The organism is Pseudomonas sp. HPB0071 (assembly GCF_000478505.2).
Lineage (GTDB): Bacteria > Pseudomonadota > Gammaproteobacteria > Pseudomonadales > Pseudomonadaceae > Chryseomonas > Chryseomonas luteola.
In genome coordinates this window covers 1,753,767-1,771,910 of record NZ_KI517367.1, presented here as the reverse complement: position 1 = coordinate 1,771,910, position 18,144 = coordinate 1,753,767, and the positions used below count along the sequence as shown (strand labels likewise).

Here is an 18,144-nt window from a genome sequence, read left to right as displayed (position 1 = left end):
AAGCAGAGCGTTCGATGACTATTTATCTGTAATAAAACGAAAGTCTAATGGCGTCAGGGAGGGGCAATATGTCACAGGGTGATTTTGGGAAGGTGCTGCTAAAGTAGCGTTTCTTGTCGAGTTGAGCGGCTTAGCTCCTCGAATCTCCGGGAAAAGCGCCCTTACGCTTGGTCTGGACGAAACACACTGAGGCCCAACAGGGCATTTTAACCCCGCGTGCTTGCTAAGGCATTGCGGGGTTTTTTTTCGACATTTTTTCGCTTTTCCGTCTTTCGTCTGCATTAGAACGTTCTGCTCCAGGCGTCTGCCCGGCTTTTGGCTGGCGCTGGAGACAGGGCGCGGTCAGCCGTTACTGCCTGTTGAACGCGCATTGACGCTTCTGGTAATCCCCCTGTCGTTTTTACGCGATAGCGCAGAAAACCTGAGGGATATGCTCCTTTCAAAGCGTCGGCACATGATCCGGCGTCGCGAAACCTGGGAGCTGCCCTGATGAATGCCACTGAACTGCACGCCGACAGCATCGTTATCGACGGGCTGATCATCGCCAAATGGAACCGTGAGCTCTTTGAGGACATGCGCAAGGGAGGGCTGACGGCAGCCAACTGCACCGTGTCGGTCTGGGAAGGCTTCAAGGCGACCGTGGACAACATCGCGGCGCAAAAGAAGCTGATGCGCGAAAACAGTGACCTGGTCATGCCGGTCTACACCACCGCTGACATCCGTAAGGCCAAGTCTCAAGGCAAGACCGGCATCATCTTCGGCTTTCAGAATGCTCATGCCTTTGAGGATCAGCTCGGCTATGTAGAGATCTTCAAGCAGTTGGGCGTAGGCATCGTGCAGATGTGCTACAACACCCAGAACCTGGTAGGCACAGGTTGTTATGAGCGCGACGGCGGTCTGTCCGGTTTTGGCCGCGAGGTCGTTGCCGAAATGAACCGCGTCGGCATCATGTGCGACCTGTCCCACGTGGGCAGCAAGACCTCTGAAGAAGTCATCCTCGAATCCCAAAAACCGGTCTGTTATTCCCACTGCCTACCGTCCGGCCTGAAGGAGCATCCACGCAACAAGTCCGACGAAGAGCTTAAGTTCATTGCCGATCATGGTGGTTTCGTGGGCGTTACGATGTTTGCGCCGTTCCTGGCCAAGGGCATCGAATCCACTATCGATGATTATGCCGAAGCCATTGAGTACGTGATGAATATCGTTGGCGAAGACGCCATCGGCATTGGTACCGACTTTACCCAAGGCCACGGCCAGGACTTCTTCGAATACCTCACCCATGACAAGGGTTACGCCCGTCGATTGACCAACTTCGGCAAGATCGTGAACCCCCTGGGCATCCGCACCGTAGGCGAATTTCCCAACCTGACCGAGACGCTGCTCAAGCGAGGCATGTCCGAGCGCACTGTGCGCAAGGTCATGGGCGAGAACTGGGTAAGGGTACTCAGCGAGGTGTGGGGCGAGTAAGTCATTTCATTTCTTGAAGATCCGCGGCTGGATCCTGCCATGACCTGATTCAGCCTGCACTGATCTTCGACGATCACCGGTAGGGTGGATCAACCGTACCGCGGCGTAGCCCACCCTACACAAGCACATTCGTTTGGAGTTTCACCATGGCCACACATGCTCCCGAAATGCCAATCCAGGTCGACGACGAAACCGGCGTCTGGACCACCGATGCACTGCCCATGCTGTATGTACCGCGTCATTTCTTTGTCAATAACCACATGGGGATCGAAGAGGTGCTCGGTGCAGAGAAGTATGCCGAGATTCTTTACAAGGCTGGCTACAAGTCCGCCTGGCACTGGTGCGAGAAAGAGGCCGAGTGCCATGGACTGGTTGGCGTCGAGGTGTATGAGCACTACATGAAGCGCCTCTCCCAACGCGGCTGGGGGCTCTTCGATATCGAGCAGATCGACGTGGATGCCGGTACGGCCCAGGTTCGGCTGCGGTATTCCGCCTTCGTTTACGTGTACGGCAAGGTCAACCGGAAGGTGGATTACATGTTTACCGGCTGGTTTGCCGGGGCCATGGACCAGATCCTCGCCGCCAGAGGCAGCGCGGTCCGTACCGTGGCCGAGCAGGTGTACAGCGGGGCGGAAGAAGGCCATGACGACGGCCTGTTCGTGGTGAAGCCGCTGTAACGGCGCAATGAACGATAACAAGACCGACCGTGCGTAATTCGCTGAGATGAGGTGCCGTGATGGCCTTTGAAGCAATGTTCCAACCAATCCAGATCGGCAAGCTGACGATTCGCAACCGCGTACTCAGCACGGCGCACGCCGAGGTGTATGCCACTGATGGCGGCATGACGACCGAACGGTACGTCAAATATTACGAAGAAAAAGCCAAGGGCGGCATTGGCCTTGCCATTTGCGGCGGTTCCTCAGTCGTGGCGATCGACAGCCCGCAGCACTGGTGGAGTTCGGTAAACCTCGCTACCGACCGCATCATTCCGCACTTCCAGAACCTGGCTGATGCCATGCACCGGCATGGTGCCAAGATCATGATCCAGATTACCCACATGGGTCGCCGTTCCCGTTGGGACGGTGGTCACTGGCCAACCCTGATGTCGCCGTCCGGTATCCGCGAGCCTGTGCATCGCGCTACTTGTAAGACCATCGAGCCGGAGGAGATCTGGCGGGTGATCGGCAATTTTGCCCAGGCCGCACGCCGGGCGAAAGCGGGTGGGCTGGATGGCGTCGAGCTGTCTGCTGTGCACCAGCACATGATCGATCAGTTCTGGTCGCCCCGTGTGAACAAGCGTACCGATGAATGGGGCGGCAGCTTCGAGAACCGTATGCGCTTTGGCCTGGAAGTGCTCAAGGCTGTACGGGCCGAAGTTGGCGATGACTTCTGTGTCGGCATGCGGATCTGTGGTGATGAATTCCACCCGGACGGCCTGACCCATGACGATATGAAACAGATCGCCAAGTATTACAACGACACCGGCATGGTGGACTTCTTTGGCGTAATCGGCTCCGGCTGCGACACCCACAATACCCTGGCCAACGTAATTCCCAACATGACCTACCCACCGGAGCCGTTCCTGCATCTGGCGGCCGGTATCAAGGATGTGGTCAGCGTGCCCGTACTGCATGCGCAGAACATCAAGGATCCGAACCAGGCGACACGCATCCTTGAGGGCGGTTACGTGGACATGGTCGGTATGACCCGTGCCCACATCGCCGATCCGCATCTGATCGCCAAGATCAAGATGGGGCAGGTGGACCAGATTCGCCAGTGTGTTGGCGCCAACTACTGCATCGACCGTCAATACCAGGGGCTGGACGTGCTGTGTATTCAGAACGCCGCAACCAGCCGTGAGTATATGGGGGTTCCGCACATCATCGAGAAATCCACCGGGCCCAAGCGCAAGGTAGTCGTTGTCGGCGGCGGCCCGGCGGGAATGGAAGCGGCCCGCGTCTCGGCTGAGCGGGGGCATGACGTGACCCTGTTCGAAAAGCAGGAGCAGCTGGGTGGGCAGATTACTCTCGCGGCCCGGGCGCCTCAGCGTGACCAGATCGCGGGTATCACGCGGTGGTATCAACTGGAGCTGGCTCGCCTGAATATCGATCTGCGGCTGGGGACGGCGGCTGATCCTGACACGATCATGGATCTGCGTCCGGACATCGTTGTGCTGGCCAATGGCGGTCATCCATTCATGGAGCAGAACGAGCATTGGGGCGCGGCCGAAGGCCTGGTCGTCAGCAGCTGGGACATTCTTTCCGGTAAGGTCGAGCCGGGCAAAAACGTGCTGGTCTACGACACCATTTGCGAATTTTCCGGAATGTCGGCAGCTGATTATCTGGCCGATAAAGGCGCACAGGTGGAAATCGTCACCGATGACATCAAACCGGGCGTAGCCATTGGCGGGACCACGTTCCCGACCTACTACCGCAGCCTCTACCCGAAGGAGGTGATCATGACCGGCGATCTCATGCTGGAAAAGGTATATCCCGAGGGCGACAAGAAGATTGCCGTACTGGAAAACGAATACACCGGCGCCAAGGAGGAGCGGGTGGTCGATCAGATCGTCATCGAGAACGGCGTGCGACCGGACGAGACCTTGTACTACGCGCTGAAGGGCGGTTCGCGTAACAAGGGCCAGATCGATATCGAGGCCTTGTTTGCTATCGAGCCACAACCCGCCTTGAATGAGCAGGGTAGCGGTTATCTCCTGTATCGCATCGGGGACTGCGTGGCGCAGCGCAACACCCACGCCGCAATCTACGACGCATTGCGGCTGTGCAAGGACTTTTAAGTACGCGCCTTTGCGAACCGCAGAGTGGGTTAGCTGCAGAGCAGTCTGACCCACCACGAGGGCTACCCGCGGTTTAGGTACCGCCTGACATGTTGAGGATGGGTAATGCCTCTGGCTCACCCACCCTACGAGGCTCCGGTATGTTAGATATCCTTATTCCCGTTCTGCTCTTTACGGCCCTGGCACTGGCTGCGATCGGTGCTTTTCGACGCGTACGGCTCTGGCGGCAGGGCCGGCCCGCCCATGTCGATCTGATTCGGGGTCTGCTGGCCATGCCGCGGCGCTATCTGGTGGACTTGCACCATGTGGTCGAGCGAGATCGCTATATGTCGCGAACCCATGTGGCCACCGCAGGCGGCTTCGTTCTGGCCGCCGTGCTGGCTGTATTGGTTCATGGATTTGGCCTGCATAACCGTGTTCTGGGTTGGGCGCTATTGGCGGCCACCGCTTGCATGTTCACGGGTGCCTTGTTCGTGGCCAAGCGTCGCCGCAACCCACCGGCACGCCTGTCCAAAGGGCCATGGATGCGCTTGCCCAAAAGCCTACTGATGTTTTCCGCGAGCTTTTTCATTGCTACGCTGCCCGTAGCGGGCGTACTCCCGGAAAATTTTGGCGGCTGGATACTGGCGGCCGTGCTGGCCGTAGGCGTGGCTTGGGGCGTGTCGGAATTATTCTTCGGCATGACCTGGGGTGGCCCAATGAAGCACGCCTTTGCCGGTGCCTTGCATCTGGCTTTTCACCGCCGTCCCGAGCGCTTTCGTACGCCGTTCAATGCCAGCGCGGCGCGATCCAGTGGCTTGAAGGCCCTGGACCTGAATGACCCTGCTGCGCCGCTGGGTGTGGAGAAACCCAAGGACTTTACGTGGAATCAGCTGCTGGGCTTTGACGCCTGTGTGCAGTGCGGGCGCTGCGAGGCCATGTGCCCCGCTTATGCGGCCGGCCAGCCGCTCAACCCGAAAAAGCTGATCCAGGACATGGTTATCGGCATGGCGGGTGGCACCGACGCGCGTTATTTCGGCTCGCCTTATCCCGGGAAGCCAATTGGTGAGCACGGCGGCAATGCCCATTCGCCCATTGTTTCATTTGAAGGCAAGGCGCTGGTCGATGCCGAGACGCTATGGTCCTGCACCACCTGTCGGGCCTGTGTGGAAGAGTGCCCGATGATGATCGAGCACGTCGATGCCATCGTCGACATGCGTCGCCATCTGACCCTGGAGAAAGGGGCGACCCCCAACAAGGGCGCTGAGGTGCTCGATAATCTGATTGCCACGGATAACCCCAACGGCTTCAACCCGGTCAACCGGATGAACTGGGCTGCGGATCTTGATCTGCCGTTGATCGCCAACCAACAGCGCGTCGATGTGTTGTTCTGGGTGGGTGATGGCGCGTTTGACATGCGCAACCAGCGGACCCTCAGGGCTTTCGTCAAGATTCTCAAGGCTGCCAAGGTTGATTTTGCCGTGCTGGGGCTGGAGGAGCGCGACAGCGGTGACGTGGCGCGACGCCTGGGGGACGAGGCGACCTTTCAGCAATTGGCCAGGCGCAATATCGCCACGCTGTCGCGGTACCGCTTCAACCGGATCGTGACATGCGACCCGCATAGCTTTCACGTGCTGAGAAACGAATACGGCGCGCTGGGCGGAGCTTATACGGTCCTGCATCACAGTACCTTTCTGGCAGAGCTGCTGGATGCCCAGGCGCTTCATCTCGGGCAGCACAAGGGGGGCAGCGTGACCTACCACGACCCCTGCTATCTGGGTCGATACAACGGAGAGTACGAGGCGCCTCGCAAGGTACTCAAGGCCATCGGGATTGAGGTCAAGGAAATGGAGCGCTCCGGCTTCCGGGCTCGCTGCTGTGGCGGTGGAGGAGGCGCGCCGATTACCGATATTCCCGGCACGCAGCGGATTCCCGACATGCGCATGGCCGATATCAAGACGACTGGAGCGGAGGTTGTCGCTGTGGGATGCCCTCAATGTACCGCCATGCTGGAGGGGGTAGTCGCGCCCCGTCCAGAGGTAAAGGACATTGCCGAGCTGGTCGCCGAAGTTGTAATCGAGGCACCCGCCGTGCTGGTAAAGCAACCAATCACGCCCAGGCGTGAAGCGGTGGAGATCTCCTGATGAACGCATCCTGTATTACCCGATTGGCCATGAGCGCCGCGATACCCACTCAGGCACGGACGTTTTTCAAAGGAGCAGGGCATGACTGACATCATCCGCCGTGATCCGCATGCCGAATGGATCGCCCGTAACCGGCTTCATCCCCTGCACGCTTTGATGCAGGCGAGTACGCGCGATGAGCAGCCTCGCTGGATGGGCCCCAACGGCATCATTCGCAAGAATCCCCACGCAGCTCTGGGCTTCAAGGGGCCTAGCGGCTTGCGCCGTATCGATCGCAGTGGCGCTCAGCAGGGCAACGGGGTTCGTCGGCTGGGTGAGGCCCAGGAGGTGCTACTGCCGTTGCATCGGGTCGAAGAGCCCGCCTTCATTATTGCCGTAGTGCCCGATCTGATAGGGGGACGGCTTTCCAGTCACGACCGCGATCTGCTCGGCCTGGCGCGACAGCTGGCAGGCTCAACAGGGGCAGTGTTGGCCATTGTCTTTGGCGAGCACAAGGAGTCTGGCTTCGATAAGGCAGGCGTTGACCGGCTATTGCAATTGAGCGGTCATGAATACACGGGATACTCGCCTGAACAGCGCGTGCTGGCGCTGCGTGCAGTAGAGAGCCAGTTCTTGCCACGTCACTGGTTGTTGCCGGACAGCCGTACCGGTGGTGGCGAGTTGGGTCGTCGTTTCGCTGCTACGCTACATGAGCGGCCTGCCACACGTGTCTGGCAGATAAAGGATGGCCTATGTACCGGCCGTGCCGGCGCAGGCAGCGAAGATCTGACGCGTCCTGTCCCCAGGGTAGTGTTGGCCTGCGCCGAGTGTGCGGAGCCGGTCAGTGAAACACGACATGAGGCTCGTACGGTCACGCTGGCTGACGGCAATCAGTTGCGAGCGCTTGTGCGTATCGAGGACATGGGAGCCGTGGCCGTCGATCCGGCGCTTGTTCCCATGGCCGAGGCGGAATTCATCCTGTCCGGTGGCAATGGCGTTCAGGACTGGGATCTCTTCCATCGGGCAGCCCGGGCGCTTGGGGCAACAGAAGGGGCTTCGCGGGTGGCGGTAGACGACGGGCATATGCCACGTCACCGGCAGGTAGGCGCTACGGGGACCTGGGTAACGGCACGGGTCTACCTGGCCGTCGGGATTTCCGGCGCGGTACAGCACTTACAGGGCATAGGTGCCTGCGACAAGGTCATTGCCATTAACCTCAATCCGGGGTGCGACATGATCAAGCGGGCAGACCTGTCAGTCATTGCAGATTCGAACGCCGTGCTGGAAGCCCTGATCGATCTGGTCGAGGCCTACCGCCGCGGTGAGCAGAGGGAAGCGGCCTGAAGCGGTCGTCCGCAGGACTACCGCTTCAGCAACGCAACGTGAGTCTTGATGGAGGTAAACGGTATGTCCGACGGCCAATTGAATGTGATTACGCTGGTATCGGTGGGGTCGCATCCCATGTCGGCCCGCGCCCGCCGCGCAGAGCAGGATGCCCGAGCGGTCGAGCTGGGGCTGCATCTGGCGGGTGATCGACTCACGGTACTGCATGCCGGTAATCCCTACGAGGAGTCGCTGCGCGCCTACCTGGGTATGGGATTGCCTGCCCTGCATGTCCTGGAGCAGCCCAAGGGCGCCGATGCTCTACCGGTGCTGGTGGAATACCTTCGGGAGGCTCAGGTCCAGGTTGTATTGACCGGCACTCAAGCCGAGACCGGGGAAGGGTCGGGCATGCTGCCCTATCTTCTGGCCGAATCGCTGGGTTGGCCCCTGGTAGTTGGGCTGGCAGACGTTGAATCGGTAGACGCCGGACATGCCCAGGTACTGCAAGCCCTGCCGCGCGGACAAAGGCGACGGCTAAGGGTACGCCTGCCTTTTGTCGCCAGTGTGGACAACGCAGCGCCAGCCGCCCGTCAAAGCGCCTTTGGGCCCGCAAGGCGTGGAGAGATCAAGGTTGAAGACGTGGATATCGTCGATGACCTCCTGTGGCAAGAGGCTGTCTTGCAGCCGGCTCGTCCACGGCCGAAGCGGCTGAAAGTCATCAAGGCCAAGACGGCTGCCGATCGTTTTCGCGCCGCCACGGCCAAGGCAACAGGAGATGGCGGTCAGATCCTGAGAGATGTCACCCCGCAGGCGGGCGCAGAAGCCATTTTCAAGGTCCTGCGTGAGGAAGGCGTCGTTCGGTAGGACGACTTTCATATCTCATGTCGGCTTCCGGCTTGCTGGAGGCTTTTGGGTGCCTGTCTTTTTATCCCTTCAAGCCCACAAATTGTGTGCACGAGCCTGTGGATAATCTGTTGGATAATTATTCGACCCTAGTAACCATGCGGCTTTAACTAAGGTGATCACTTTTTGATCAAAACAACAGGTGCGGCTTTTCCTGTAATCACAACAACTTGTGGATAAGTTTGTGAGTAATATGTTTGGAAGAGGCTGTAAGCCTTGATTTTAAAGGGATAGAGGCAACTACTGTATTGTTGATCAGTGTTGACAAAGCTAATGAGCCCTCTATTTCAGCACTGTATGAAGAGCATGCGCTTCATTGAGTTATCCACCCGATATAAAGCTAAAAATGCCCTGAAAAGGTGAATGAACCGTGGGAAGAGCTGTGGATAAGCTGTTGCTGAGGGTTGGTTAACTCATCTGTCAATGACTTGGATGAAAAAACTCTGTCATCCACAAAGGCCATTATTAAGCCATTACAGGCCAGTTATGAGACGGTTTAGCCTTTTATTCAGGCAGAGCCATCCAAAGGACTTGCTCGTTCAAGCCATGCCAGCCGCTTTCCCACAATTACTGTGCGTCTGGCTGTGGACAGCATGTTCGTTAATGCCGCCAAGCCTTATGCCATGCAGGGTCCAGACAGTTGCTCATTTATTGATCAATCAATTCAAGATCGATTTTTCTACTCACTATTACTGTGGTTTCGCTTGTGGATACAGTGTTCATGATTGCCTGGAGGCCACGACATACAAGGCCTCCAGAGGATTGATCGTTTTTTGAGCAGTTTTGTTAGTCAGCGAAGCTTGATGGTAATGGCCTGAATAGAGTCGTTGAGCTCGAAGCGTGTTTCCTCAAACGTGGCCTTACGCATCTTCAGTGGAGGGTTCTGGCTGTAGCCATACTGCTCAGTTGGCATCCCGATAAAGTTCGTATCGAGCTTCTGATTGCCGTTGGCATCTCGAATGACCGATACCGCATAGGTGCCGGGCTTCAGGTTCTTGAAGGTATGCTGCACCGTGGTCCCTGTAACTGGGATATGGGCGGATGCCTCCAACGGTTTGTCGTTATCCCACGCGTCGGCCGAAGCGAATACGGCTACCAGCAATTCACCTTTGGCCTCCTCGATATCGGTAAAGGTCACGTTGAGATCAGCAGCATGGGCATGGCCCAGTGTCCAGATAAGGCCGAAAACGCAGAGGGGCAAGCGCTTCATGCAAGCTCCGTTGTAGGGTGAGAAACAAGGGTGTAAGTGATAGCGTCGAGGCGTTCGAAAAGATAGTCGGGCCCGGCTCTGCGTAATGCCTCTGGGCTGGCATACCCCCAGCTGACCGCACCGCAGGCAATACCTGTCTTGCGTGCCGCCTGAATATCCCGCAATTCATCGCCAATGCAGATCGTGGCATCGGGCGAGACATTACAATGGGCGACTACCTGTTTAAGGCGTGAGCTTTTACCGAGCAGGGGCGCGTTACACTCGACATGGTCCAGATAGCGAGCCGACTGGCCAAGAATGCACTCGACATTTTCAAGTGAATTGGACGTGACCAGCGCCAACTGTATTCCGGCCTGATGCAGGGTCTCCAGCATGGCGGGTACGCCCTCGAAAGGGTGTATGGTATGGCCGCCGTGCGCCATCAGGCGTTGAAAGTGGTGCGCGACACGTGGGATTTTCCACAGTGGAATATCAAAGTAACGCAGCAGCTGGCGGGTATCGTAGCTGCGGATGCGATCAAAGTCGGCTGGGTCGTACCGGTTGAAGCGATGTGCCTGAGCCAGTGTGTCGAGCGACTCGAGAAAGAATGGAAAACTGTCGGCCAGGGTGCCATCAAAGTCGAAAATGACGAGTTGGTAGCGCATGGGCAGGGCGGCTGGCCGTGATAGGAAGAGAAGAGAGAGAGTAGCCGGGGCGGACGCCTGCGACAAATACAACCGGTGCCAAGTGTGATGGCACCGGTTGTATCAGGGTTACAGCGAGAAGCGACGCACCAGGCCGTTGAGGTCTACGGCAAGGCGGGCAAGCTCCTGGATGGCAACGCTGGTCTGCTGTGCACCGGCTGCCGTTTGTACCGACAAGTCACGAATGCTGACCAGGCTGCGGTCCACTTCACGGGCGACCTGAGCCTGCTGCTCGGAGGCGCTGGCAATCAGCAGGTTACGGTCGTTGATGTCGGCCACATTCGACGTGATGGTCGACAGGGCTTCGCCGGCCGCGTTGGCTTTTTCCAGCGTGCTACGTGCACGCTCGGCGCTGCTCTGAAGCGCTTGTACGGTTTGGCCGGTCCCCTGCTGGATGCTACCGATCATGGATTCGATTTCACGGGTCGATTCCCCGGTACGGTGTGCCAGGGCACGGACTTCATCGGCCACGACGGCAAAGCCACGGCCAGCATCACCTGCACGGGCGGCTTCAATAGCGGCGTTGAGCGCCAGCAGGTTGGTCTGCTCAGCCACAGCGCGGATCACATCCAGGACCTTGCTGATATTAAGGGCCTGCTCGGCAAGCTCCTCGGCACTCTGGGAGGCACCCAGGACATCGGTGGTCAGGGCTTGGATAGAATTGATAGCCTCGGTCAGTTGAGTACGGCCTTGTGCAGCAGACTGGCTGGCAGCTCGGGAAGCTTCTGACGTCGAAACGGCATTGCCAGCAACATCTTCTACCGCAGCGGTCATCTCGTTCACAGCGGTGGCGGCTTGCTCGATCTCATCGTTCTGGCGCTGCAAGCCGCGAGTGCTTTCGCTCATGACCGCATTCATTTCTTCCGAAGCACTGGAAAGCTGATGGGCAGAATCATTGATTTGACCAATCGTGGAGCGCAAATTGCCCTGCATGGTAGAAAGGGCGCCAAGCAGTTCAGCCGCTTCATCCTGACCTTTTACCGTAATGGCTTGGCTCAAGTCGCCCCCAGCGATGTGCTTGGCAACCTGGACGGCTTGGCGAATAGGCGCAACGATGCTGCTAATCATGATCCAGGCCAACACACCTGTAATGACAAGCGCTGACAGAATCACGAGAACTGATACCCACTGTACATGCCCATACAGAGTGCTAGCCACAGTGCCGGATTTATCTGCTTCGTCGAGATTATATTGCTGCGCTTTTAATAGGCTTCCGGCGAGGTTACGACCCGTCGTTATCATGTTATCCGCCACAAATTGACGCGCCTGCTCAATTTGCTGTTGTGCAACCAGCCTTTGAATAGTGGCAACACCCGTCATGTAGTCCCTGTAGTGAACCTGGACCTCATTGAACAACTGCCGGTCTTCTTCAAGGAAAATGGTTTTTTCATAGGCGGCTAACTGAGCTTGCACATCGGTAGCCAGTTTTTCGATCAGAACGTTTGATGTTTTTAAGATGGCCGGATCGTCATCGGTAACGAGCCGCAGGGCTTCAAGGCGAATGGTGCCGATATTGATGGCTATCTTATCGACACTCGCCAAGCCGGGTAGCCAACTCTGCTCGATTTCGCTCCCCGCTTCGCGAATCTTGGATAGTTGGGTCAAATTGAACGTACCCAATGCCAGCAGGAGCGCCGCGATGACACCAAAGCAGAGCAACGTCCGATGGGCGATTTTTAGATTTCTCATAACAAGCTCTCCTGACAGGCACAAACTAGCTATGCACCCAGGCAGTGGGATAAAGGGTTATGACGAAATATCGGAGCGTTCTGTTATTTCTGGAGGTTTAGATGATCGATGGTCGACATTAAGTTGCAACAAAAGATGAATCGGTTCACCTGCTCTTGGCCGAGCCTTCAAAACCGATAAGACGTGAACGACTGAGGCCCATAATTTTCCTGACAGCAACTTTCATATAACGATATGGGCGTTTTACAGATGACTTCAGAATATTTAGTCAGACAGTCAAACTGTCTATTGCGTTGCGAGTTCCGGCGGCGGCGTTCTATGGTCGTGCAGAGCCCCCTATCAGGCACAGTGGTTGCGTACACAAAAGGCTATTAACGCAAGCAGTTATCAAACATAGCGTCTTTCCCAGCCCAATTTCGAACGCAGTGCTTTGGCCATTTACAACAAGCCAGACGGGCAAGAGCACTATCTCGCTTTGCTGAATATGTTTGAAGAAGGTGCCGGAGGTACCCGGCACCTTGTAGGGTTACAGCGAGAAGCGACGTACCAGACCACTGAGGTCTACCGCCAGGCGAGAAAGCTCCTGGGTGGCGACGCTGGTCTGCTGTGCCCCGGCTGCCGTTTGTACCGACAAGTCACGGATGCTGACCAGGCTGCGATCCACTTCACGGGCGACCTGAGCCTGCTGCTCGGAGGCGCTGGCAATCAGCAGGTTACGGTCGTTGATGTCGGCCACATTCGACGTGATGGTCGACAGGGCTTCGCCGGCCGCGTTGGCTTTTTCCAGCGTGCTACGTGCACGCTCGGCGCTGCTCTGAAGCGCTTGTACGGTTTGGCCGGTCCCCTGCTGGATGCTACCGATCATGGATTCGATTTCACGGGTCGATTCCCCGGTACGGTGTGCCAGGGCACGGACTTCATCGGCCACGACGGCAAAGCCACGGCCAGCATCACCTGCACGGGCGGCTTCAATAGCGGCGTTGAGCGCCAGCAGGTTGGTCTGCTCAGCCACGGTGCGGATCACATCCAGGACCTTGCTGATATTAAGGGCCTGCTCGGCAAGTTCCTCGGCACTTTGAGAAGCGCCCAAGACATCGCTGGTCAGTGCTTCAATGGAGGCAATGGCGTCGCTTAGTTGTGCACGGCCCTGTTGAGCCGAATGACTGGACGCCTGTGATGCTTCAGAGGTGCTGACCGCGTTACTGGCAACGCCTTCTACAGCAGACGTCATTTCGTTCACAGCGGTAGCCGCCTGCTCGATCTCATCGTTCTGGCGCTGAAGACCACGGGTAGACTCTTCCATGACTGCACTCATCTCATCGGCAGAGGACGATAGCTGAGTAGCCGAGTCGCTGATCTGGCCGATGGTCTGGCGAAGACTGACTTGCATGCTCCCCAGTGCTTGCAATAATTCGGCAGCTTCGTCCTTGCCTTCGGCTTTTACATCCTGACTAAGATCGCCACCCGCGATCTGCTTGGCAACAGTAACTGCCTGACCAATCGGCTTGACGATGCTGGCAGTTAGCAACAGTGCCAGAACAATCGTGACGATTACTCCCAGTACGATAATAACAACAACGATCATTTGGGCCTGCTGATAGCTTTCAGCTGCAGCCTGACCGGCTATGGTAGCCGATTCTTGATTGATCTTTTGCAGCAGCAAATTCTGGTCGTTAACGATGATGCCACGGGGTGCCAGTTCAGTATTGATCAACTTGTTGGCTGAGGGTACGTCTTCCTTGGCTACGAACATCTGAACAGTTGCCAGGATATTCATGTACTCCTGAAACGTCGTTTTAAGCGTATTGACTGCCTTGCGCTCCTGGTCACTGGACAGGAGGGTTTCGTACTTCTGGAATGAATCCTTGATCTTCTCGCTCAGCGTGGCGATGGTCTGGTTACTCTTGGCTTGAACGGCTTTATCCGGGTTCGCTACCAGACGCAATACTTCGACCCGAAGGCGAGTGATGTTCAACGCAATCTCATCGGCCGTTGCAAGGCTCGGCATGGAATTGTTTTCGATGACTTGTCCCGCGTGGCGGATCTCAGCCATTTGTATCAGGTTGGAAATGCCAAGGATGATCAGTAGCACGGCTACTGCTCCAAAGCTCAAGAGGGTCCGGTAAGAGATCTTCAAATGTCTGAACATGATCGGTCCTGTTAGAAAAATAAGGGCAGGCGATCCTTCGCTCTGTAAGGGATGCCTGCATATCGGACGCGATCGGGAATGCTTAAGGGTAGCCATCAGCAAAAGGCTAAACGCTTGCAGCCTGACAGGAAAAGACCAGGGCCGCCGAAGATAGCTGAGACAGAATCAGTGCTCGCCCAGGACGTGTTGTACCAGGGCCTTGTGAGCGGCTTCGTCCTTTCGGTCGGACAGCAGCTGTACAACCGCAACCCGCGCATCTGCCTCGGCAATAAAGGCGGTGCTGCGCATGGGCGTGCCGTTCATGACTGACGTGGTTTCCAGTTGCTGAAGGGTCAGGCCGTCGCGCTTTAGGGTCTTTTCCTTGAGCACTTTGAATTTGCTGCCGCTCAGTTTTTGCCGTGCATAGAATGCGGCTTTGGCCTTGGCAAGCACGACTCGGTTGCTGGCGCTTTTATCTTCTGGCACCGGCGTTTCAGAGGTAACGATCAACTGTTGGCTGGCCTTGTTGATATACAGTTTGCCGCGTGCTGATGGGTCTTCGGCAGTTGTGCCGGGCGGCAGGGGACTGACATCGAACCCCTCGGGTAATGCCAGCACTAGCTGATGGTTCAGCAGGGAGATGGGGCGGCTATTGGCTGTCTGGGTGGTTTCGGCCTTGCTGGCAGCCTGGACCGGTAGAGTGACAAGGCCGAATACAAGGGCAGCCGAAGCCAGGGCCATTTTCAGGCTATTGTTGTTCATGTCAGATCCTTGAATGGATTGCGTTGAGTCCTTTGGGTGCCGAAAGGCTTGGCAGCCAGGGCCCAACGACTGGCCGGATTATTTCATAGCGACAAGCCTGCATTGCGCTGCGCTTTCCTGAAGCGTGCAGTGCTTGGCAGTTGAAAATGCAACGGTTTTTGACTGAACAAAAGAAACCCCGCCGAAGCGGGGTTCTTAAAACAAAGTAGTTAATCAGCCATCGGCACCCACTTGACGCAGGTGCGGTGCGGGCTGCTCCTCGCCCAGGTTGGCCAGTAGGCGTTCGCTGTACCAGTCAATGAAATTAATGACGCCAAATTCATAGGTCTGTGAATACGGGCCGGGCTGGTAGGCCTTGGAGTTGATGCCGCGCTGATTTTCCTCGGCAAGCATTCGGTCCTGCTGGTTAGTGGCATCCCAAACCTTGCGCAGATTTTCTACCTCATAATCGACGCCCTCTACTGCATCCTTGTGCACCAGCCACTTGGTGGTAACCACGGTCTGTTGGGCGCTGATTGGCCAGACAGTGAACACAATCAGGTGATCCCCCATGGCGTGGTTCCAGGAGTGCGGTAGGTGCAGGATGCGCATGGAGCCCAACTCCGGGTTCTTGATACGCCCCATCAGCTTCTTGCAGCCGGGCTTGCCATCCAGCGTCATGGAAGCCGTGCCCTTGAGTAGCGGCATGCGCACAATGCGGTTACGCAGGCCAAAGCTGGCGTGGGCATACGGGATCTGCTCGGCCTCCCAGGCGGCAGCGCTTTCGGCAACGTGATCCTTGAAGGCCTGGTTGGCACGTGGATCGGTTACATCGTCCCATTCCAGGAGTGTCTTGAGCAGCTCTGGGTGTGAGCCGTTGCAGTGGTAGCACTCGCGGTTGTTTTCAAGCACCAGCTTCCAGTTGGCGGCTTCCATCAGGTCCGTACGGGCTACGACCTTGGTGTTTTCCATGTCGTACGGCTCCATGTAATGGTCGAGCGTACGCAGGAAGTCATCGATAGCGGGAGGCTCGTCGGCCAGGCAGATAAAGATGTATCCGCCCGCCGTTTTCACATGCACCGGCTTCAGGTTGAAGTCCGCCATGTTGAAGTCAGCGCCCATTTCGGTACCGGCAAACAGCAGGCGGCCGTCCAGCTCGTAGGTCCATTGATGATAGGGGCAGACCAGCTTGGCCACCTTGCCTTTCTCGCTGACGCACAGGCGAGAACCGCGGTGCCGACACACGTTATGAAAAGCGTGTACCTTGCCTTCAGCACCACGCACCACCATGACGGGGTTATCGCCAATCTGCAGCGTGAGAAAATTGCCTTTGGCAGGGATTTCACTCGTCATTCCGGCAATCAGCCACTCCTTGCCAAAGATCTCCTGCATGTCGATCTGGAACAGACGCTCATCGTTATAGAACGGCTGTGGCATCGAGTAAGTTCGCTCACGGGTACGCAGCATCTCTGCGGTGGCCTTGCGGGCCGATTCCAGCGGATCGCCCAGACTCAAAGGGTAGGTGACGTCCATCGGTATCCTCATGCGGCGGCATACAGGTGCGCCGGTGAAAAAGTGGCTGATAGGGTTGTGATGCAAGGCGTTTGGACAGCTTGTTCAAGGCTGCCCGTGTGGTTGGTGAAATCAGTGTGGGGCTGCGTCTGGATGGGGCCTTATCCACGCGCGACATGGTCGAATCATTTCCCGACGCGGCAAGTCCCGTGGACGCTGGGCTGGTCGCTCTAAGCATGCCGATGTCGTTGGCAGGTAAATGCCGACGAAAGGGCCTCTCCACAATCGCCCCATCACCGCCTGAAGATGCGGCGGGTCTCAACGCGTGAGGGCACGTGCATGAACAGCTTTCTGAATCCGGTTACTACGCAGACCTGGGCCAATGGTCGCCATGCGGTACGTTGCGTCAAGGCGATTCAGGAAACCTGGGATGTACGAACCTTCTGCTTCATGGCGGACGTACCCCTGATGTACTTTTTCAAGCCCGGTCAGTTCGTGACGCTGGAGCTTGAGATCGAGGGGCAGCAGGTGATGCGTTCATACACAATCTCCAGCTCGCCCTCCGTGCCCTACAGCTTCTCGATCACGGTCAAGCGTGTCCCGGGTGGCAAGGTATCGAACTGGCTGCATGACAACCTGCGTGAAGGGCAGGAGCTTGCGGTGCATGGGCCGGTGGGGCTGTTCAACGCCATTGACTACCCGTCCGACAAGGTCCTGCTGCTCTCCGGTGGCGTAGGTATCACACCGGTGATGTCCATGGCCCGCTGGTTTTTCGACACGAACGCTAACGTGGACATGGTGTTTGTACACAGTGCCCGCACGCCAAAGGACATCATCTATCACCGCGAGCTGGAGCACATGGCCTCGCGGGTCTCTAATTTCTCGCTGCATCTTGTGTGCGAGCGGAGTGATCTTGGGGAGGCCTGGGCGGGATATCGCGGTTTCTTTGATCGGCGCATGCTGGAATTAATGGCGCCGGATTTTCGTGATCGCGAGGTGTTCTGCTGTGGCCCGACACCTTATATGAATGCTGTGAAAACCATGCTGCGCGAGCTGGGCTACGATATGGCCCGTTATCACGAGGAGTCCTTTGGCGCGACGCCTGCGGATGTCAAGGAAGAAGTTCTCGAACAGGCCGGTCTTGCGGCCGACACACCGCCGGTTCCGCTGGCGGATCAGTGCGAGGTGTTATTTGCGGGCAGCGGCATGAGTGTACGTGTTGGACCAGGTGAGACTGTGCACGGAGCGGCTGCCAAGCTGGGCCTGCATATTCCAAAGGCATGCGGCATGGGCATCTGCGGCACCTGCAAGGTGCTCAAGACCCGTGGTTCGGTTGTCATGGAGCACAACGGCGGCATTACCGAAGAGGACGAGGCCGAAGGTTACATCCTGTCCTGCTGCAGCGTTCCGCAAGGGGACGTTGAAATCGATTTCTAAATACTCTACAGCGGACATGCCTGTTTGGGCGTGTCCGTCACCGTTTCCTTTTCCCGTCTGATATTACCGCAGCGGCACAATGCCCCTATTCTTCATAGGGGTTATTCCTGCTCTAATACCGCCAGGCACTGAGACAGCTGCTAAGGTAAGGT

The 18,144-nt window shown here is 57.2% G+C and carries 13 protein-coding genes and 1 pseudogene; 7 read left to right on the top strand and 7 right to left on the bottom strand.

What is annotated here, in order from left to right; genetic code table 11:
• The first annotated feature begins 489 nt into the window (after positions 1-489).
• The 6 genes from HMPREF1487_RS08410 (at position 490) to HMPREF1487_RS08385 (ending at position 8,553) form a co-directional block, all read left to right on the top strand.
• Complete coding sequence (locus HMPREF1487_RS08410) at positions 490-1,467, top strand: dipeptidase (protein ID WP_010796208.1); 978 nt, start codon at positions 490-492, stop codon at positions 1,465-1,467.
• A 146-nt stretch (positions 1,468-1,613) separates the two neighbouring features.
• A complete protein-coding gene (locus HMPREF1487_RS08405) occupies positions 1,614-2,144 on the top strand; it encodes a DUF5943 domain-containing protein (protein WP_010796207.1) in 531 nt (176 codons plus the stop codon).
• A gap of 59 nt (positions 2,145-2,203) precedes the next feature.
• Complete coding sequence (gene dgcA / locus HMPREF1487_RS08400; RefSeq protein ID WP_010796206.1) at positions 2,204-4,264, top strand: dimethylglycine demethylation protein DgcA; 2,061 nt, start codon at positions 2,204-2,206, stop codon at positions 4,262-4,264.
• A 140-nt stretch (positions 4,265-4,404) separates the two neighbouring features.
• Positions 4,405-6,387 carry a dimethylglycine demethylation protein DgcB gene (dgcB, locus tag HMPREF1487_RS08395; RefSeq protein WP_010796205.1) on the top strand — a complete coding sequence of 661 codons (1,983 nt, stop codon included), beginning with the start codon at positions 4,405-4,407 and terminating at the stop codon, positions 6,385-6,387.
• 81 nt (positions 6,388-6,468) lie between these two features.
• Positions 6,469-7,710: an electron transfer flavoprotein subunit alpha gene (locus tag HMPREF1487_RS08390; protein ID WP_010796204.1), complete on the top strand. Its 1,242-nt coding sequence runs from the start codon at positions 6,469-6,471 to the stop codon at positions 7,708-7,710.
• A gap of 63 nt (positions 7,711-7,773) precedes the next feature.
• Positions 7,774-8,553 (top strand): electron transfer flavoprotein subunit beta, encoded by a 780-nt coding sequence (locus HMPREF1487_RS08385; protein ID WP_010796203.1) that lies wholly within the window; start codon positions 7,774-7,776, stop codon positions 8,551-8,553.
• Positions 8,554-9,382: 829 nt separating this feature from the next.
• Here the strand turns inward: HMPREF1487_RS08385 and HMPREF1487_RS08380 are convergent.
• The 7 genes and pseudogenes from HMPREF1487_RS08380 to gbcA form a co-directional block, all read right to left on the bottom strand.
• A complete protein-coding gene (locus HMPREF1487_RS08380; RefSeq protein WP_010796202.1) occupies positions 9,383-9,802 on the bottom strand; it encodes a DUF2141 domain-containing protein in 420 nt (139 codons plus the stop codon).
• On the bottom strand, positions 9,799-10,446 hold the full coding sequence (locus HMPREF1487_RS08375) for an HAD-IA family hydrolase (RefSeq protein WP_010796201.1): 648 nt from the start codon (positions 10,444-10,446) through the stop codon (positions 9,799-9,801). The genes HMPREF1487_RS08380 and HMPREF1487_RS08375 overlap by 4 nt, the downstream gene beginning before the upstream one ends.
• A gap of 108 nt (positions 10,447-10,554) precedes the next feature.
• Positions 10,555-12,174: a methyl-accepting chemotaxis protein gene (locus tag HMPREF1487_RS08370; RefSeq protein WP_010796200.1), complete on the bottom strand. Its 1,620-nt coding sequence runs from the start codon at positions 12,172-12,174 to the stop codon at positions 10,555-10,557.
• 526 nt (positions 12,175-12,700) lie between these two features.
• Entirely contained in the window at positions 12,701-13,477 is a 777-nt protein-coding gene (locus tag HMPREF1487_RS28345) for a methyl-accepting chemotaxis protein (RefSeq protein ID WP_371106375.1), read from the bottom strand.
• 78 nt (positions 13,478-13,555) lie between these two features.
• Positions 13,556-14,323, bottom strand: a pseudogene (locus HMPREF1487_RS28340) (MCP four helix bundle domain-containing protein); the annotation flags it as partial.
• A gap of 165 nt (positions 14,324-14,488) precedes the next feature.
• Positions 14,489-15,064 (bottom strand): DcrB/PsbP domain-containing protein, encoded by a 576-nt coding sequence (locus tag HMPREF1487_RS08360; protein ID WP_010796198.1) that lies wholly within the window; start codon positions 15,062-15,064, stop codon positions 14,489-14,491.
• A gap of 213 nt (positions 15,065-15,277) precedes the next feature.
• On the bottom strand, positions 15,278-16,576 hold the full coding sequence (gene gbcA / locus HMPREF1487_RS08355; protein WP_010796197.1) for a glycine-betaine demethylase subunit GbcA: 1,299 nt from the start codon (positions 16,574-16,576) through the stop codon (positions 15,278-15,280).
• 318 nt (positions 16,577-16,894) lie between these two features.
• Here gbcA and HMPREF1487_RS08350 point away from each other — a divergent pair, with 318 nt between their 5' ends.
• Positions 16,895-17,992: an FAD-binding oxidoreductase gene (locus HMPREF1487_RS08350; RefSeq protein WP_010796196.1), complete on the top strand. Its 1,098-nt coding sequence runs from the start codon at positions 16,895-16,897 to the stop codon at positions 17,990-17,992.
• Positions 17,993-18,144 lie beyond the last annotated feature (152 nt).

Excerpts from the sequence above, each read along its gene's own strand:
- HMPREF1487_RS08405 (WP_010796207.1), top strand. The coding sequence starts at position 1,614 with ATGGCCACACATGCTCCCGAAATGCCAATCCAGGTCGACGACGAAACC.
- dgcB (WP_010796205.1), top strand. The coding sequence starts at position 4,405 with ATGTTAGATATCCTTATTCCCGTTCTGCTCTTTACGGCCCTGGCACTG.
- HMPREF1487_RS08350 (WP_010796196.1), top strand. The coding sequence starts at position 16,895 with ATGAACAGCTTTCTGAATCCGGTTACTACGCAGACCTGGGCCAATGGT.
- HMPREF1487_RS08380 (WP_010796202.1), bottom strand. The coding sequence starts at position 9,802 with ATGAAGCGCTTGCCCCTCTGCGTTTTCGGCCTTATCTGGACACTGGGC.
- HMPREF1487_RS08385 (WP_010796203.1), top strand. The coding sequence starts at position 7,774 with ATGTCCGACGGCCAATTGAATGTGATTACGCTGGTATCGGTGGGGTCG.
- HMPREF1487_RS08375 (WP_010796201.1), bottom strand. The coding sequence starts at position 10,446 with ATGCGCTACCAACTCGTCATTTTCGACTTTGATGGCACCCTGGCCGAC.
- HMPREF1487_RS28345 (WP_371106375.1), bottom strand. The coding sequence starts at position 13,477 with ATGGAAGAGTCTACCCGTGGTCTTCAGCGCCAGAACGATGAGATCGAG.
- HMPREF1487_RS08390 (WP_010796204.1), top strand. The coding sequence starts at position 6,469 with ATGACTGACATCATCCGCCGTGATCCGCATGCCGAATGGATCGCCCGT.
- HMPREF1487_RS08410 (WP_010796208.1), top strand. The coding sequence starts at position 490 with ATGAATGCCACTGAACTGCACGCCGACAGCATCGTTATCGACGGGCTG.
- gbcA (WP_010796197.1), bottom strand. The coding sequence starts at position 16,576 with ATGGACGTCACCTACCCTTTGAGTCTGGGCGATCCGCTGGAATCGGCC.
- dgcA (WP_010796206.1), top strand. The coding sequence starts at position 2,204 with ATGGCCTTTGAAGCAATGTTCCAACCAATCCAGATCGGCAAGCTGACG.
- HMPREF1487_RS08370 (WP_010796200.1), bottom strand. The coding sequence starts at position 12,174 with ATGAGAAATCTAAAAATCGCCCATCGGACGTTGCTCTGCTTTGGTGTC.
- HMPREF1487_RS08360 (WP_010796198.1), bottom strand. The coding sequence starts at position 15,064 with ATGAACAACAATAGCCTGAAAATGGCCCTGGCTTCGGCTGCCCTTGTA.